The organism is Shewanella sp. UCD-FRSSP16_17 (assembly GCF_001675935.1).
GTDB classification, from domain to species: domain Bacteria; phylum Pseudomonadota; class Gammaproteobacteria; order Enterobacterales; family Shewanellaceae; genus Shewanella; species Shewanella japonica.
In genome coordinates this window covers 221887-237810 of record NZ_LZFV01000001.1, presented here as the reverse complement: position 1 = coordinate 237810, position 15924 = coordinate 221887, and the positions used below count along the sequence as shown (strand labels likewise).

General features: G+C 38.6%; 15 protein-coding genes. 11 read left to right on the top strand and 4 right to left on the bottom strand.

Going from position 1 to position 15924, the window contains the following annotated elements; all coding sequences use genetic code 11:
- Nucleotides 1–141: 141 nt before the first annotated feature.
- Entirely contained in the window at nucleotides 142–1395 is a 1254-nt protein-coding gene (locus A9267_RS01030) for an HD-GYP domain-containing protein (protein ID WP_065107924.1), read from the bottom strand.
- A gap of 207 nt (nucleotides 1396–1602) precedes the next feature.
- On the opposite strand from A9267_RS01030, the gene A9267_RS01025 reads away from it, so the two are divergent.
- The 11 genes from A9267_RS01025 (at nucleotide 1603) to A9267_RS00975 (ending at nucleotide 12449) form a co-directional block, all read left to right on the top strand.
- Nucleotides 1603–2682, top strand: a complete 1080-nt coding sequence (locus tag A9267_RS01025) for a TonB family protein (protein ID WP_065107923.1) — start codon at nucleotides 1603–1605, stop codon at nucleotides 2680–2682.
- 310 nt (nucleotides 2683–2992) lie between these two features.
- The gene (locus tag A9267_RS01020) at nucleotides 2993–3709 is read left to right on the top strand and encodes an SIMPL domain-containing protein (RefSeq protein ID WP_372036833.1); all 717 of its coding nucleotides are present in this window, start codon (nucleotides 2993–2995) and stop codon (nucleotides 3707–3709) included.
- Between the two features lie 25 nt (nucleotides 3710–3734).
- The gene (locus A9267_RS01015; protein ID WP_082972153.1) at nucleotides 3735–4313 is read left to right on the top strand and encodes a SixA phosphatase family protein; all 579 of its coding nucleotides are present in this window, start codon (nucleotides 3735–3737) and stop codon (nucleotides 4311–4313) included.
- A 143-nt stretch (nucleotides 4314–4456) separates the two neighbouring features.
- Nucleotides 4457–4906, top strand: a complete 450-nt coding sequence (locus A9267_RS01010) for an acyl-CoA thioesterase (RefSeq protein ID WP_065107921.1) — start codon at nucleotides 4457–4459, stop codon at nucleotides 4904–4906.
- 285 nt (nucleotides 4907–5191) lie between these two features.
- Nucleotides 5192–5854: a response regulator transcription factor gene (locus A9267_RS01005; protein WP_055023258.1), complete on the top strand. Its 663-nt coding sequence runs from the start codon at nucleotides 5192–5194 to the stop codon at nucleotides 5852–5854.
- Nucleotides 5824–6462 (top strand): DUF938 domain-containing protein, encoded by a 639-nt coding sequence (locus A9267_RS01000; RefSeq protein ID WP_331711996.1) that lies wholly within the window; start codon nucleotides 5824–5826, stop codon nucleotides 6460–6462. Before A9267_RS01005 ends, A9267_RS01000 begins: the two co-directional genes overlap by 31 nt.
- A gap of 182 nt (nucleotides 6463–6644) precedes the next feature.
- Nucleotides 6645–7490 (top strand): D-hexose-6-phosphate mutarotase, encoded by an 846-nt coding sequence (locus A9267_RS00995; protein WP_065107919.1) that lies wholly within the window; start codon nucleotides 6645–6647, stop codon nucleotides 7488–7490.
- Nucleotides 7491–7775: 285 nt separating this feature from the next.
- The gene (locus tag A9267_RS00990; protein WP_082972152.1) at nucleotides 7776–10868 is read left to right on the top strand and encodes a YdbH domain-containing protein; all 3093 of its coding nucleotides are present in this window, start codon (nucleotides 7776–7778) and stop codon (nucleotides 10866–10868) included.
- A gap of 36 nt (nucleotides 10869–10904) precedes the next feature.
- A complete protein-coding gene (locus A9267_RS00985) occupies nucleotides 10905–11078 on the top strand; it encodes a YnbE family lipoprotein (RefSeq protein WP_225442272.1) in 174 nt (57 codons plus the stop codon).
- A gap of 18 nt (nucleotides 11079–11096) precedes the next feature.
- Nucleotides 11097–11417 carry a YdbL family protein gene (locus A9267_RS00980; RefSeq protein WP_065107916.1) on the top strand — a complete coding sequence of 107 codons (321 nt, stop codon included), beginning with the start codon at nucleotides 11097–11099 and terminating at the stop codon, nucleotides 11415–11417.
- Nucleotides 11418–11720: 303 nt separating this feature from the next.
- Nucleotides 11721–12449: a substrate-binding periplasmic protein gene (locus A9267_RS00975; protein ID WP_231919021.1), complete on the top strand. Its 729-nt coding sequence runs from the start codon at nucleotides 11721–11723 to the stop codon at nucleotides 12447–12449.
- A gap of 83 nt (nucleotides 12450–12532) precedes the next feature.
- Here the strand turns inward: A9267_RS00975 and A9267_RS00970 are convergent, their stop codons facing one another.
- From A9267_RS00970 to A9267_RS00960, 3 genes are all read right to left on the bottom strand, one after another.
- A complete protein-coding gene (locus A9267_RS00970) occupies nucleotides 12533–12937 on the bottom strand; it encodes a hypothetical protein (protein ID WP_065107914.1) in 405 nt (134 codons plus the stop codon).
- A gap of 85 nt (nucleotides 12938–13022) precedes the next feature.
- Nucleotides 13023–13661, bottom strand: a complete 639-nt coding sequence (locus A9267_RS00965) for a GNAT family N-acetyltransferase (RefSeq protein ID WP_065107913.1) — start codon at nucleotides 13659–13661, stop codon at nucleotides 13023–13025.
- Nucleotides 13662–13917: 256 nt separating this feature from the next.
- A complete protein-coding gene (locus A9267_RS00960; RefSeq protein WP_065107912.1) occupies nucleotides 13918–15816 on the bottom strand; it encodes a choice-of-anchor I family protein in 1899 nt (632 codons plus the stop codon).
- Between the last annotated feature and the right edge of the window lie 108 nt (nucleotides 15817–15924).

The following is a 15924-nucleotide window of genomic DNA, read 5'->3' as shown; positions in this document are numbered from 1 at the left end:
TAAATAGACTATTTACTGCAATGTGATAGTAATAATAATGGCTTAAACAATAACATGAGTTATATTTCAAAATACCAATCATATGATTGGTATTTTTGTTTCTAAAGCCAAATAACTGAGCCTTTTATGAAGCCCGATTAACTAGCTGGGCAGAAATGTAACACTAAGCGGGCTTGTATCTTCATCCAGAGATTGTAGAGATAACTTTTCAAACAATGTATTAATAGCCATAAAACTCTCCACGAGTTTAGGATCAAAGTGCTTACCTTTACCTTCTAAAATTAGTGAAACCGCTTGTTGATGGGTAAAAGGCTTTTTATAACAGCGTGGTGAAGTGAGTGCATCGTAAACATCCACTAAGGCTACAATTCGTGCAGATAAAGGGATCTCAAGCCCAGATAGACCTTTTGGGTAACCACTGCCATCCCACTTTTCATGATGACCACCGGCAATATCACGACCCATTTTAATATAGCCACACTCAGGAGCAAATTGAGTGATGCTTTCAAGCACTTGGGCTCCAATGACAGGATGCGCTTTAATATGTTCAAACTCATCAGCCGTTAACTTGCCTGGCTTTAATAAAATCGCATCGGCAATGCCAACTTTACCGATATCGTGCAGTACCGAGGATAAGGTTATCTCAGTAATAAACGCTTTAGTCAGCTCTTCTGGCGCATCATGATCTACATAACGTTGTTTGGCTAACATGGATGCATACTGCTGCATTCTCAGTATATGAGCGCCAGTTTCGTTGTCTCTATACTCTGCCAATTTAGCTAACCCAATGACGGTTGCTCGCCTTGATGTTGAAGTGCTTTCTAGTGAACTTGATAACTTACCTAACAAGTAAGCGGTTGAAATGGTAACAATGGCATTGGTCACAATAAAATTGACAACCACAACGGCCCAAATAACCCAATTATAGCCATCAATACTAGGCCATATATGTAAATCAAAATGATATGCAAAACCAAGAATGACCAGTGATACAGCATTGATTACCTGTGCAAGGTTACTGGCTTTTTTTCCCAACAAAATACATGTTAATGGTGGAAAAATGAATAACCAAAAAAAACCTGCCCCACTTGGTCCTATCGCCACTAAAAAACCAAAACCTATGCTAAAAGCTAATAAGCTGCCGATAGAAAAACGAGTCCTATCACTGAGGTTTTTATCGTAAATGATGAACAGTAAAATAGCGTAAACTATGGTATCGAACACAGCCATTGAAAATAAGTCAGCTTGAATACAAAGATAAACACTAGTGAAATAGACTGGTACACAGGCAATAGCTAACAAGGTAAAAATACGATAAAAGATAACCCGGCGCCAAAATGTAAGCGAATCCCCTTTAGCCGTTTTTTCAATGAGTACGTTATCTGCTAGTGACATATTTCTTCCCTGAAGTAGCATGAGTATTTCGATTACCCCGCTTTCCTTCAAGTAATTATTGTCGAGTTTTTCAATAACGCAACAGACAGCACCTATCATCAGCACATCAATTACTTTGATGAGTAAATTATATTGTTATGAAATAAGGCAAAGGCTACACTCCTCTAATACAACATGGAATGATGAGTAATATTCAAAGGAATTGGAATGAGTCGTAGTACAAATAATGTCAGTTTTACCAGCATACTTTTAAGCACCTTATTACTTTCTTCACAAGTAAATGCAACTCCGGAAGAATTCAAACAAGCTTACGAAGCTTATAATGTCGCATTTAAAGCAGGGAATACCCAACAAGCTGCTCACGCGGCCCAACAAGCTTATGACTTAGGTCAACATATCTACGGTGAAACCAGTATCGATACGACCAATCTAGGTTTTAATTTAGCCATAGCGCTTAGCAATAATAAGCAGCATGAAGACGCTGCGCCATATTATGAACAAACATTAGAGCAGTATAAAAATCATTACGGCGAAGATAGTGTCCAATTGGTTGATCCTCTCTTAACCTATGCTGATAAAACTAAGGATTTGAAACTTGCTAAAGGTTTACTTTCTAAAGCTCGAAAAATTGCTTCAGATAGCGAACAGCCAATATTATATGCTCACACCCTTTCAGCATCTTATAGCAAGCTTGTACAAACGAAATATGATAAAAAGCAAGTACGTAAATATATACTCCAAGCGAAAGAAATATACAGCGAACTCCTGCCAATGGACTCAACTGTTTTAGTTAACTCAAGATTTGAAAGTTCAGCGGTATATCTTGCTAATAAAAAATATGACCAAGCAGAAATAGAATTACTGGAAGTAATCAAACAATATCAAATGTTGGATTATTCTCACCCATATGAACTAGCAGCCCATGCGAGATTAGTAACACTTTATAGTCAAAAAAATAAAGCTGAACAAGCTACCGAACATTGCCTTGCCATAGGTAGCATGAAACCTTGGAGCCAAGAGCAACAACAAACTCCAATTTACCGTGTCAATCCAAACTACCCAATAAGTAAAGCAAGAAGTGGCGTTGAGGGAATGGTGGTACTAAGCTTTACTGTTAATGAGCAAGGCTTTGTATCTGAACCTGAAATAGTCAACTCAACAGGTGGTAAAGCATTTGAAGATGAAAGCATTAAAGTTCTTGAACAATGGCGCTATGCCCCTAAGTTTGAAGATGGCAAACCCGTTAAGGCTGAAACACGGGTTAGGCTCGATTTCACTTTAGGCTAACAACCCTGATAAATATCTGTTTTTAAAAGCCTTGATGATACGCTACTCAAGGCTTTTTTGTATCCATAGAATTAGCTAAGCCAACCACTGTTTATTACCAGAATAACAAAGTATTGTATCCGATCCTTTCCACCCTACCTCTTCTTTTACAGGTCAATTATCAACGACGCTAGGTTAAAAAGTTGACGAGCACGTCAACTTACGGCTAAGGTCTTAAACAGATAATTGTTGCAGTTCGGTTAATTCACATTTTATTTGCACTGTAACTTTACATTTTAAACCAATACCGGCTGCTAAGGAGAACCGCTTGATGACACAATCTAAAACCAGTGCCACCATTCTTGGCCTTTTATTATTTATCGGTATGGCAGTGCTCGGTGTATTACTAAAACAAGCCATAATTGAATACAAGTTACTGGATAGGAGTGTCACGGTTAAAGGTCTAGCAGAAAACGAATATTCTGCAGATGTCGTCATTTGGCCGATACAATTTACCGCAGCCAGTAATCAGCTCGAAGATTTATATGTTGAAGTTGAAAAGCAGAACAAACTTATCAATGATTTTTTAATTTCACACTCAATCAAAACAGACGAAATTACAATATCGGCTCCCATGATTACCGACAAACTTGCTCAGCAGTATGGTGGCAATCAAGCAGTTGAGTTTCGCTATACCGCGTTACAAACAATGACTGTGTACTCTTCAGAGATTGACACCGTTCGACAAGTCATGCCAGAAATATCTCAGCTCGGTAAACAAGGGATTGTATTTTCGCAGAATAACTATGATGCGCAAATCGAGTACATTTTCACTCGATTGAATGATGTGAAACCACAAATGATTGAGCAATCAACCAACAATGCACGTTTAGTTGCTGAAAAATTTGCGACCGACTCACAAAGCCAACTTGGAAAAATCAAACGTGCATCTCAAGGGCAATTCAGTATTACAAATAGAGATAAAAATAACCCTCACATAAAACGGGTTCGAGTTGTATCAACAATAGAATATTACTTAGCTGACTAATAAAAATAAAAAAGGAAGGCAGATAATGGATAATAACTATAAAAAAGAACTGAATCGAAGGTATATAACTGGTTTACTCATGACCTTTGGCTTATTGGTCATTTTAACATTAATGGTATTTTCAAGCGGTTTAATTGCAGCTGAAACCACGGTAAATGAGTCAAAAACCAAAACATTGATATTAGTTAGACACGCTGAAAAATTATCAGGTAAAGACCCTCAGTTATCAAAAGCTGGTCAACAACGAGCCCAGCAATTGGCCCATTTACTATCCTCTGTTTCTTTATCCGCAATTTACAGCACAAATTACAAACGTACTCAGCTCACAGCAAAACCAACTGCAGATAGTCAAAAATTACCTATCACTTCTTACGATCCGAAAGAGCTTGCTTCGTTTTCACAATTACTCACATCATCACACGATAATCATATTTTAATCGTCGGCCACAGTAACACCACGCCTGCGTTAGTCGATTTACTTGGAGGCGAATCAGGTAAAGATATTGATGAAGCGACAGAGTATGATCGTGTTTATATTCTTACTATTGAAAGTCAAGACAACACACATTCAACGAGTGTGTCGACATTAGTTCTTCGCTACTAAATCTTCAAGCGACTCAAGATGACTCACTTTTTGCATCACTCTCGTTAAATATTGTTATTGTTAACAAACCTACCTATTTAAATCACTTATCCGTATAATCCTGCCTCCAACTAGATGTACTAAGCAATTAATTAGGTAGTTGTATGCCCTTTACCCAAAAAGAACAAAACGAAGAAACACCACAGTACTCCGATGATATTTTAGCCAGAATCGAACAATCTGAAGCCAAAGTCATTAAAGCTATTTTCCCTTCAAATACCAATCATCATAATACGCTTTTTGGTGGCGATGCCCTTGCATGGATGGACGAAACGGCGTTTATTGCTGCTACCCGATTTTGCCGTAAAGCATTAGTCACGGTGAGTTCTGACCGAATTGACTTCAAAAAAGCCATTCCTGCTGGGAGCCTTGCTGAGCTCGTAGCTCGAGTCATTCATGTTGGGAATACATCTTTAAAAGTGGAAGTAAATATCTACGTTGAGGATATGTATCAAGATCTTCGAGAGCACGCTATTAGAGGTGTATTCACATTCGTGGCAGTCGATAATGAACGTCACCCAATTCCAGTTTGGCCAGTCCAACACCCTGCTTAGTCATTTCATTATCCCATAGCAATCATTGGCGAATGTATTCATTTTTCCCAATGATTGCTTACACTGTTTATAATTTCGACTAATCAATTAGCTTAACTTTGACACTGCAACCACCTAAAAGTGGTAGCTTTTCTTACTCAAACACCCTGCTTATTAGACAAAGGTCTAAAGCCAGTTTTAAAATCATTGTTTTCGATATACTGTTTCACTTTATCGTGGATCGATTGCCCAATTATCTGTTACATTAAAATTACCTTCACGTGCAACCAAGACAACTAAAAAGCCATGAAGCTTCAAAACTTAAATATTATTATCGCCGATGACCATCCCTTATTTCGTAATGCCTTACGACAAGCATTAAATAATGCTTTTCAAGGTACTAATTGGTTTGAAGCTGACAGTGCCGATGCCTTACAGCAAGTGCTTGATGACAAAGCAGCAGATCTAGACTTAATCTTACTCGATTTGCAGATGCCTGGCTCACATGGCTACTCGACCCTTATCCATCTTCGAGGTCATTACCCTGATATCCCAGTTGTCGTCATTTCAGCCCACGAAGACGTGCAAACAATCAGCCGTGCTATTCATTATGGAAGCTCAGGGTTTATTCCCAAATCTGCATCTATGGATACACTAAAAGAAGCATTAGATGCTGTGTTATATGGTGATATTTGGCTACCTGAAGGCACGGAAATCCTTGAAGTTGATGACGACCCGACTAGCCAAATGGCAAGCAAGTTATCTGATTTAACGCCGCAGCAATACCGAGTATTACAAATGTTTGCTGAAGGTTTACTGAATAAACAAATTGCCTATGACTTTGGTGTATCTGAAGCCACGATTAAAGCCCATGCTACAGCCATTTTCCGCAAACTCGGCGTCAGAAATCGCACTCAAGCGGTAATAGCACTTCAACAATTAGAAATGGAAAAGGTAGATTTATCATAACCTCACTCTCTCAATTACCGTTTTCACAAGCCTGTGAGAACAACAAGCATGCAATCATTAAAGAGTTACAACAGATTTTAGCCACTCGCCAACAGGTTTTAGAAATTGGCAGTGGCACTGGGCAACATTGCGTATTCTTTTCTTCTCAATTACCCCACTTACAATGGCAAGCGAGCGATCAACCTAGCTACCTGGCTGATTTAAATCGCCGTATTACGCTCGAAGGGTCAGTTAATCTAATACCTGCAATCGCTTTAGATGTCATGCAATCGTGGCCTCAGGCGCTGAATGAGAGTGAGATTGATGCAGTCTTTACGGCCAATACATTACATATTATGAGCCAAGCTATGGTTAACGCCTTTTTTAACCAAATTGGGAAGCATATCTCACAAGATGCAGCGCTGATTATCTATGGCCCTTTTAATTATAAAGGCCGCTACACCAGTGAAAGTAATGAGTCATTCGATCAATGGTTAAAAGAAAATAATCGTGAGAGTGGTATTCGCGATATAGAATGGATAGAAACCCTGGCCACTGAGCAAGGGTTTAAGCTTCAACATGACTTCGCTATGCCCGCAAATAATCGCTTACTGCATTTCAGCCGGTAAATTCAAAAGCAAGTAATTGAGTTACAAACTCAGTTGAAATGGATATTAGAGTTAAGTTAAACGCTAAAAACTTAATCCGTAAAAACAATTAGTGAAATGCTTTTTTTATCGTAAAAACTTTGTAAGCTAACCATTAGAATTTTGAAATTAAATGATCCTCACCAATACAAGGACAGCGCATTATGGGTTCGGTTACCACTAAAAAACACCCTAACGGTTTAGATTATGTCGAAATAAATACCGATTTGTGCCAAGCCAGCATTTTTCTTCAAGGCGCACAAATTGATTTCTTCAAGCCAAAAGACAAAGCACCTCTTATATGGGTATCAAGCGCTGATGATTATCAACCTGGTAATGGCATACGCGGCGGGATCCCTGTTTGCTGGCCTTGGTTTGGCGCAAGTGACATCCCCGGATTCCCACAACATGGCTTTGCTAGAACCAGTCTTTGGTCACTCGCCTCTGTAAAAATGCGTAATCAAGTTGTCGATTTAGTTTTTACCTTGGCTATTACAGAGGACAATAAACAATACTGGCCTCATGATACGGAAGTTAGCGTATTATTTACCTTAGGTGAAACCCTTTCAGTCAGCATTGTTAATAAAAATAACTGTGACTACGATGTTAATCTAACTCAAGCATTACACACTTATTTTCCTATCGGTGATATTCATCAGCTTAAAGCAACTGGTTTTACTGGGGCTAAATACATCGAATTTGCAAAAGGCCCTTACCCGCAAGAAGGCGATGAAGTTAACTTTACTCGTGAAACAGATCGTGTCTATACCGATTTAGCCCCTGTTCAACATTTACACACACCAGAAGGGACAATTGAAGTAGCAAGAGAGAACAGCCAGTCTGCAGTGCTATGGAACCCATGGATTGACAAGTCTCAGCGATTATCTCGCTTTAACGATGAAGATTACCTCACTATGGTGTGCCATGAAGCGGCTAACGTACTTGAAGACCAAGTCAGACTAGCACCGGGAGCAAGCCATACATTAACAACTCATATCCGCTGGGTTTAACATTACTATCAGTCTTCACGAAGCTACGTTTAGATTTTTGCTTAAAGCTTAAAGCTTAAAACCAAGCTTTATTAGTCGCAAATACTTGGCCAACATAGATTTATGCGCTGTGATTGGCCATGTTTTCTTCACACAAAAGACAATACGGTCAAATAGACAAGACACGAAAAATCAGATTAGCCTTTTTATGTTGCTGATGTATATGACTAACTACAGCCATCAATTTTTAGCTATGCTATTCTTTACCGCACTTCATAAATCAATACCTTAAGACAAAACTTTGACATGACAGTTCGAATTTTCACTGTTAAACGACTTCTCATTGTGTGTCTCACATTGGCCACAATATTTGCTGTGTTCATCCAACAAAATTTTCGGACGATTGCACTGAATATCGTGAACTCGTTAGCAGAGCCATACAGTGTAAGAGTTTTGGATGCCAAGGTTAGTATTGATAGTGCTAATCAATGGCATTTCCCTTTCATATTAGTTCGTTATCAAGATAGTGAAATCGCCCTTCATGAAGTTAAAATCCAACTCAACAATGGGTATAATGTCTTAAAAAATATGAAGTTATCACTAGAAGATATTAGTGATTTCAGTGTGAATAAAATTGATGTTAACTTGGGAGATAGTTTTTTTCAGCCCCAACAGCAAACAGATAACGCTGGGAGTATAGGATTAAGTTTATCGCACATTCCCGAAATAAAATTAGCAGCAATAAATATCTATTTACCATTTCAAAATAATGATCGTGCAATTATTCAAGCTAAGCACCTGAATTTGCTGACACCTAAACTCAGTCAAGCACAACCAAGTCCTTCTATACGTAAAACGTTAAGCGGTGAATTTTTACTCATGCAACAGGCTGTTGCAAACCTGTCTCTAACACTCGATTCCACTCAATGGCAGCTTACTCACTACACAGAACTTAACTCACTCCGTGAAGGATTGGAACAGCTGAGCCTCACCCTAAACGAATATGCCTTACAGACTCAGAAAGACGGTATACAGGATAAGGAGCGAGCCAGTTCTTATTTAGAACAACCCTCTTTTTTATCAACATTAGACTCATTACAAAGTGCCATAAGCACGCATATGCTGACAATTAAGGGGCTTTGGAATAGTACAACTTCAATAGATTTAATTACTGGGGCAATCCAAAGCAAGCAAATAATTAATGAGTTAACTATCAGCTCATCAGCAGTTAAAAACGTTGCTTTTAATCCTGCATCGCCAATTCAGGTAGAAATAAACTACAAGCCTGAAGAAGATACGGTTTCGCCAAACCTAAACGTTAAACTTGCCCCAATAAGCTGGCAACAAAGTACAGACAAACGCCAGTTGGAACAATTGATCCAACTACTGCAGCCTTCAATAGTGTTGCCAACAGAGAAACATGAATTAATAAAACAGCTTGAGCACCCTATTCTTTGGCAACTCGCTCTTACCAAACCTCTGACTATACAAACAAGATTGGATGATCAAGCAACTATTACAGCGAATTATGATGCCGCTATTAACATTTCTCATCCTGTTTTGTCAGCTGATATCACTCTAATAAATAATCATATCGTAAAAGATAATTCAGATATCAGCTTTGACGCAGAAGTATTAAGCCACCTTAAGCAGAAACAACACATCAACCTAACCGCTATGGATTTTATCCCCCATGAGATCAGTTTCGAAAATAGTGAACTAACAACGGATATTTCAATCAAGGCAACAAATAATACTGCCGAGATGGTTATTAATAGCGCGTCAATATATTCAGATAAACTCGATGCCACCATTAATCATAAAAACCTAAATACAGAAAATGTATATTGGCAGCTAACAGAGCCGTCAAGTTTTACATTATCTCAAACGCCTTCTATAACATCTTCTAATGCTACTTTGCAGCCATCTAACCTTAATCCCTCGAACTCACCTGTACCATTGAATTCAGTAATAAAGTTTAACGTAAATGGTTTTGCGTTAGGCTTCGATTCCTTTTCATTTACTCAGCCAACGCCTTTAGCATTTAATAAACCAAGTTATGAGGCTCAATTAGGCAAGTTTCGAATTGAAGCTAAACAGAACATTGAATTAACATTGAACGAAACTAAGCCTAGCATTGACCTACTATCGCAAGCCTTATCCCAAACCAATCAGTCAACTCTTAGTTGGCAACTGAATAATATTAAACTTGATAAGCTTATCCCGAGTAAGTCGAGAACACGCCGTTATAAGGCATTAAGATTCGATCAAATAAATTTAGATCAAACACTATCATTAAAACAACAATTACTGACGGGAACTGAGCAATGGCAACTTGACGCCCTTTCACTATCTAGCTATCACTTATTAAAATTACCCCAAAAGCACCAGCCTGCCTCACTCGCTGGACAATGGTCATTTGACACTGAGCTGGCAGATATTCTTTCGACATTTGAACATACTCAGATGCTGCCTGATAACATGAAAATAGATGGCCGCGGTAAATTAAACGCTGGCTTTGCATTAATAGAGGCCCAAGGTGTGTCACTTTTTGAAATGAAGTTCGAGCAACAGCTGACCAATATCGACGCAAAATACCACGAAAATGTGATGTATGATGCGACAGCTCAAGCTAATTGCCAGTTTAATTGGCAACAAGCACATAGTACACCTGAACGACCCGAAACATTCAGCCAAAGTCGATTGCTATGCCAACAAGCACAAATAGATATTCCCGAGGCATACGCAGGGATAAACCTAGACAACATTAACTTATCAGCCAATTTATCCTTAGGTAAAAACGAACAAGTACCTGCAAAAAATTGGTTGCAAGAAATCAGCGGCCTTAGTGACACTGACGTCAATTTGACTGCCAGCGGCGACTTACTTGATGGTGAGTTTCTAATTCCTGAGTTTTATTTAAGGTTACACGATATTTCAGAGGGCTACTTTGTCCTAAATGGGATCAGTCTAGAAGCCTTATTAGCAGCGCAGCCCCAAGTCGGTGTTTATGCAAATGGGATTTTTGATGGTGTACTTCCCGCCACGTTAGTGGATGGTAAAGTCACCATAGCGGGCGGTCATCTTGCCGCGAGAAAACCTGGCGGGTTAATTCAAGTATCTAATAACCCAGCACTTGAACAAATAAGGGATTCACAACCCCATCTTGATTTTGTGGTGCAAGCTCTAGAACATCTCGAATATAGCCAACTAAGCAGTACATTCGATATGAAAGATAACGGTGATGCGAGTTTGAAAGTGCAAGTAAAAGGTAAAAGCCAAGACATTGAAAGGCCAATACATTTGAACTATTCTCATGAAGAGAACTTATTTCAACTGTATAAAAGTACGCAGATTGGCAATCAACTGCAAAATGACATCGAACGTTCCGTGAAGTAAAAGGACCACTCAGTGAAAACACCTTACGTTGTTAATATTATTTTTATCAGTTTCTGTTGCTTGGCTGCTGTGGCATGCTCGCCTACGGTAAAAATAGCGCCACCAGATAAACCCATCGAAATTAATCTAAACGTGAAAATCGAGCACGAAATTATTATCAAAATAGATAAAGAGCTCGATGTATTGCTCGAAGATGACGAATTATTTTAGTTATAGGGAGCAATACCAATGAAAGTTCAATTAATTGCTTTACTAACCGGACTATTGTTTTCAAGTTCTGCACTTGCATTGACCTTACAGCAGGCTAAGAGTCAGGGCTTACTTGGCGAACAAACTAACGGATACTTAGGGTTAGTCGTCAACAATGAGCAAGCCAAACAAGTCATGAATGATGTCAATGCAAAACGGAAACTACACTACCAAAAAATAGCTAAAAAGAATAAGTTATCGACTGATGATGTAGCTATGCTCGCAGCAAAAAAAGCCATAGCAGCTGCAAAAAAGGATCATTATATTCAAACGGTTTCTGGTAAGTGGCAACAAAAGTAATGCCAGTTAACTCATCTTTGCTTGGTTACTGATCAAGCAAAGATTTCAGCAATAGACCTATTTAGTCTTTAATTAACGTTCTTGCTAGCCCTTAACCCCACCATAAGCGCAACCTGTCATTTCCTCTCTGGTATTTTACAAAGTAAAGCTTAAACCATACATTTTTTAATGGTATTTTTTCTAGTTCAAAAGTGTTACATTTGTAACATGTCAATTTTTTGTCTGGTGCCAAATAACCACACATCCAACCGCTAAAATTATATGAATAAGACACTCACTATAATAATTACAATTTGTCTTTTCGTGGCAAGCCCACTGCAAGCAAAACCCGTAGTAAACGTCGGGGGCTATTTGTTTGCTCCTTATGTTGATGTATCCGAAGACGGCTTATTTCAAGGTTTTACTATTGATCTCATTGCTGCCTTTAATCAACTACAAACTGAAGTTGAGTTTCAATTTGTTAATACAAGTATTGAGAATCGCTACCAAGCCTATGATATAAGACGGTTTGATATGATGTTTTTTGAAAGTCCTATTTGGGGCTGGAAAAGCTTCATTGCCGAATTTATTCCTCTAGACATTGTTGATGGCGAAGTGTTTATAACACTTAGAGATGGGGTAAAAGATCAGCAGTACTTTGATAGTTTTGGAAATAAATCACTCAGTTTAGTCAGCGGTTATCATTATCAATTTGCCCAGTGGAATAACAATGAACAAGAACTAATGAGCGATTTTGATATTCAATTTGTTCATACTAACCGAGCATCAATTGAAAGCGTATTAAAAGGCAGAGCTGACATTGCCCCTGTCACCTTATCTTACCTGCAGCATTACATTAAAATGTATCCAAAAGTCAGAGATAACCTGTTAATTTCAGAGAAATTAGATCAAACATATTCTCATAGTATTTTGTTAAACCCCAAAGCTGTAATTTCTAAAGCGAAATTGCAAAAATGGTTATCTGATTTGCAGAAATCTGGTCGGCTCAATCGAATAGCAAAAAAATATGATTTAGCGATAAAACCCAGATAAAAAATTAACCCCATTAATTGTTCAATTAATGGGGTTAATGGTAAAAAAAACCAAACGTATTTCGTTCGGCTTTATATTTGATATTACATAGTAACCATAGCCCAATATTCTAGGCGTGATTGCGGATCTAAGACGATTTTTTTACATAGATCTTTATATTTTCCCATTAAAGGGCCTAAACCACTTGAGCCACCTAAACTTGCAATCTGTTGCTCTTTGGCTTCAGCGACTGCGGTTGTCACAGCATCTGCAGCCATATATTGCCCAGCTAATTTTTCAGCTTCTTCACCTGAGGTTTTTAATCGAGAACCCACAGCTTGCATCTGCGGCGCATCCATTCCCATGATCACCCCAGAGGCAATTTCATAATAAGCTGCACATTGAACTAACTCATTACTAAACGCCGCTTCAGCCTTATCTTGCGCACTTGCCTGAAAACTTGCTGTCATCAACACAGCGGCAGATAACATATATCCTTTTTTGCCCATGAAATTTCCTTTACGTATTTTATTTCTACAAGACAATCATTACCTTAGATTCACAAGGCTAACGATATTTAATGACTTGTTTTAGTTAGTAGTTTATTTCTGTATTAAGCATCGCATTAGCATATTGCTGACGATAATAATCTAAACGGTGCTTTAAATGCTTTTGAACCGTTGTCCACTCAGTATCAATAATGGAATACACAACCGTATCTCTTACTGTGCCATCTTTAAGAATTTTATGGTTTCTCAGCACACCGTCTTGTTTAGCACCTAAGCGCATAATGGCTTGTCTTGATGCTTGGTTATGCCAGTGTGTTCTAAACTCCACAGCCATGACATCTAACGTATTAAAAGCATAATCCAGTAACAATAACTTGGTTTCGGTATTGGCTGACGTTCGTTGGGCACGTTTAGCATACCAAGTGTAGCCAATCTCTAGACGACGATTAGGCTGATCCCAATGACAAATTCGAGTACAGCCAATAATTTCACCTGAAGTTTTATCCCTGACCACAAACGCTAATGACTCACCTTGTTTTTCTTGTTGTAGCGCTTTCTCTACATAAGCTTTCATTTCGTCTGGGTGTGGAACCGAGGTAAACCATAACTCCCAAAGGTTGCCATCTGTACTTGCTAAACTAAGAGCAGCTACATGATCGATACTTAGCGGTTCTAAAATGACATGGTCGCCGGTTAGCACACTATGACTGTCTATGTTTGCCATTCTTACTCCCTTACCAAATAGTTAACTTAGTCACACAATGACAGAATACATGATCTGAATCAGAAAAAAATCATCTTTATCAGTACAGAAACATAATTATTGTTTTCGATTAGTGTGTTAGCGACCTAAAAGGACAAGATTTACTAAGTTGAAACGTAAAAAGGCCAATAAATCAATATTGGCCTTTGAGTAACCTAATGGACGCCTCAATTACGGCATAGTCGTTAACGACTTTAATACCAATGCTTTTAGATACTTATTGCGCAAAAGATAGTTGATAAACACTCGTCGTTCCGCTCACTTCATTGCCAACGATCAATAATGGCAAACCATTTGGACTGTTTTCTGGGTTAACAAATTTCATTCCTTCAGGACCAAGATCGCCTGCTAATTCTGGTTGACCAGAAATGTCGCTGCCGTCTATTTCAAATTCAATGCCAAAATCACGATTAACAACATAATCGACAAATCGAACATCAAAAGGGTTACTGATATCGTAAATCATAAAACCAGACGTACGCTCAAGGCCGATAAATGCATATTGTTTACCTGCAATTTGACCAATAGCTAATGCTTCTGGCTCAGGTCCTTTATCATCGCTTCGGCTATCACCTTTACTTTCTTCATTATGATTATTGAAGTTGTCAGCTAAAATTGCAGCGGTAATACGCTCAAATTGACTACCACTATCAAAGACTAATTGACCATCATGAGTCCAAATAGAAAATGAACGAGCACCATAAGACACGATTCTATCCATATCTCCATCGCCATCATCATCCCCCATTGTCGTTGTTACCTTTAGTCGACCCAATTGTGTTTTATCTTGAGCTGCAGCGACTTGAGGATGATTAGCATCTAAGAGTAAATCTTCCGCTCGTGCCTCTTCAGAAAAGCCATCATAATCACGGGCATCTCCTTCATTAGCACTGACCACAAATGTTTGTTCATTCCATTGATAAGAAGCGATCGTATCTGGTTGATACATACCATAAACACCTTCATAAGCTTGGATATTGATAGCATCATCTTTATCACTTGCATCAATTTCATTTCCTACATCACCATAATGCTTAAGACCTAGGGCATTAATCTGCTCAACAGTATTATCAGTCAAATTAATTACCGCAATGGCATTATTTTCCTGCAAGCTAACATAGGCATATTTATTATCTAATGAAACAGCAATATATTCAGGCTCAAGATCTTGTGATACCGAAGCGCCGGGACCATTTAACTTAATCAAGTCGCTCATTTCATCATGGCGCGTACCACCAGCATCAAAGTCATTAAAATCAATGATTGTCGCACTATCAGCAGGACTATTATCAGCAATTGTAATCACGGCAACTGAACCTTTTGGATCAACACTATAATCACTATTGGGCTCACCTTCGTTCGCTACGATGACGAGAGCGCCGTCATGACTAAATACAAGGTTGTCTGGCAAAGCACCAACGGTAACCGCTTTAATATAACTGGCTTCACCTGTTGCTGATAATCGATAAAAGGCTATAACGCCATTGCCTTGAGTCGCATTCCCTAACTCATCGGCCCTTTCAACTGCAACAGCTAACAAGTCGTCATATATACTGATGCTATTTACATTACCTAAGCCTGTTATTTCGGCATCGGTAGCCACATCTAAACTAAACACCTTAGTTAGATTATCTAAATTAGTCGCTGCTATATCATCAGCTGTCATTACAGTGTTATCACCTTCTGTAGATAGCACTGAAATATCTAACGCATCAACCTGGCCGCTATGTGCATTAACCACAAAAACAAGTCTACTTTGTGTATGGTAATCAACAATTTCAGCAGCACTTTGTCCAAAAATACCAGACTGATAACGTCCAACTAATTCTGCTGATAATGCACCTTGTTGCTCATGACACATGATTTGAGTTTGTGAAGAATCAATTTCGTCAATGTCCAGTATTCCATTACCGTTGACATCCAAGCCAGTCTCAATTTGTTGTCCGCCAAAAGGACATTGTGCATGTCCAGTCAGTAGCTCACTTGCTAGTAATAATGAACTTTGACCATTGATTCCATTACTGCCGTCCTGTCCATTACTGCCATCATCGCCATCACACCCTGATAAAGTCATTACAGACATCATTGCGACTAAAGGTAAAACTGCTGTTTTCATGTTTGTTCCTGTTGCGTACTTGTTATAAAAATTTCAAGTAAGCTACGCAAACTCAATGACAATCAAACGACGAGACTGTTAAGGTATTGTGACAAAAACCTTGGGTTA

What these genes read in the sequence shown, in the direction of transcription:
- A9267_RS01030 (WP_065107924.1), bottom strand. Translation starts at nt 1,395, where the DNA reads ATGTCACTAGCAGATAACGTACTCATTGAAAAAACGGCTAAAGGGGAT.
- A9267_RS00990 (WP_082972152.1), top strand. Translation starts at nt 7,776, where the DNA reads ATGACAGTTCGAATTTTCACTGTTAAACGACTTCTCATTGTGTGTCTC.
- A9267_RS00970 (WP_065107914.1), bottom strand. Translation starts at nt 12,937, where the DNA reads ATGGGCAAAAAAGGATATATGTTATCTGCCGCTGTGTTGATGACAGCA.
- A9267_RS01015 (WP_082972153.1), top strand. Translation starts at nt 3,735, where the DNA reads ATGGATAATAACTATAAAAAAGAACTGAATCGAAGGTATATAACTGGT.
- A9267_RS00965 (WP_065107913.1), bottom strand. Translation starts at nt 13,661, where the DNA reads ATGGCAAACATAGACAGTCATAGTGTGCTAACCGGCGACCATGTCATT.
- A9267_RS00995 (WP_065107919.1), top strand. Translation starts at nt 6,645, where the DNA reads ATGGGTTCGGTTACCACTAAAAAACACCCTAACGGTTTAGATTATGTC.
- A9267_RS00960 (WP_065107912.1), bottom strand. Translation starts at nt 15,816, where the DNA reads ATGAAAACAGCAGTTTTACCTTTAGTCGCAATGATGTCTGTAATGACT.
- A9267_RS01020 (WP_372036833.1), top strand. Translation starts at nt 2,993, where the DNA reads ATGACACAATCTAAAACCAGTGCCACCATTCTTGGCCTTTTATTATTT.
- A9267_RS01010 (WP_065107921.1), top strand. Translation starts at nt 4,457, where the DNA reads ATGCCCTTTACCCAAAAAGAACAAAACGAAGAAACACCACAGTACTCC.
- A9267_RS01025 (WP_065107923.1), top strand. Translation starts at nt 1,603, where the DNA reads ATGAGTCGTAGTACAAATAATGTCAGTTTTACCAGCATACTTTTAAGC.
- A9267_RS00980 (WP_065107916.1), top strand. Translation starts at nt 11,097, where the DNA reads ATGAAAGTTCAATTAATTGCTTTACTAACCGGACTATTGTTTTCAAGT.
- A9267_RS01005 (WP_055023258.1), top strand. Translation starts at nt 5,192, where the DNA reads ATGAAGCTTCAAAACTTAAATATTATTATCGCCGATGACCATCCCTTA.